2 protein-coding genes are annotated in these 1,044 nt (G+C 37.9%); both read left to right on the top strand.

The window, feature by feature from the left end:
- Positions 1–184 (top strand): hypothetical protein (locus tag VZ95_RS27705; protein ID WP_232302788.1); only part of this gene is annotated, 184 nt, incomplete at its 5' end.
- Positions 184–873 carry an FRG domain-containing protein gene (locus VZ95_RS23595; RefSeq protein WP_084627970.1) on the top strand — a complete coding sequence of 230 codons (690 nt, stop codon included), beginning with the start codon at positions 184–186 and terminating at the stop codon, positions 871–873. The genes VZ95_RS27705 and VZ95_RS23595, both read left to right, overlap by 1 nt.
- Positions 874–1,044: the final 171 nt, after the last annotated feature.

Consider the following 1,044-nt stretch of genomic DNA (forward strand, 5'->3'; position numbering starts at 1 on the left):
GGCCGGATTTTCGGTCATTGGGGCGTTTCCTCCGATTAAAGAGGCGCAGTCAAGCGCTCTGGTGGGCGATTGTCCAGCGGCAATATCCGAGGTCGGATATGTTAGCGCATTGATCCGTACGAAATTACTGAGTAATTTCGATTTAAACGAGCGCCCAACGATATTCCATATAAGAAGGTTGTAATGCCACGATATATTAGATCCTTAGACGGATTCATCAAATCATTAACACGCAAAGATCTGATTGGCGGCAAAGGGAGTGATGACTCAAGAGTATTTTTTCGTGGACAAGCAAATAAAGATTGGGATTGGTCCCCGTCTATTTTTAGAAATTCCACATATGTTGAAAATGAATACGACATATACAATGAAATTTATTCTACCTATATCCAAGAATTTAAGGATGATAAAACAACTTTTGATAAATTAGTTCGAATGCAACATTATGGGTTACCGACACGACTTCTTGACATAACAACAAACCCTTTAGTTTCACTATATTTTGCTTGCCAGAACAAGAAAGCGGACGGAAAAGTAACGATCTTCTTCGTTCCAATGCATGAGATTAAATACGCGGACTCCGATAGTGTTTCGTGTATTTCGAATTTGGCAAGGGTAAAACACAGCTTAAGATTAAGCATTAGAGAAGAATCGGATACGGATAAATTTAACAGACAAGATGCCATCATGGAATTGCATCACAAAATTCTAGAAGAAAAGCCTCATTTTAAAGCAAAAATAAAATATGATGATTTAAATAAAATTCATTACGTAAGGCCAAGAATGAATAATTCAAGAATAATATCTCAGTCTGGAGCTTTTCTATTATTTGGCGGGACAACATATATGGCCGAAGATTGGGGGGGAAATTAAGTATGATGAAATTAATATATCCAGAGACTTCAAAGAATCAATCATATCTGCACTAGAAAGCATGAATGTTAATCAAGCTTCCTTATTCCCAGATATTGAGAAAATGGCTGGATACATATCCCATAAGTATAAGTAAATCTCACCCCAGCGCCCGCCAACCGATATCGCGCC

This window comes from Elstera litoralis (assembly GCF_000963705.1).
Lineage (GTDB): Bacteria > Pseudomonadota > Alphaproteobacteria > Elsterales > Elsteraceae > Elstera > Elstera litoralis.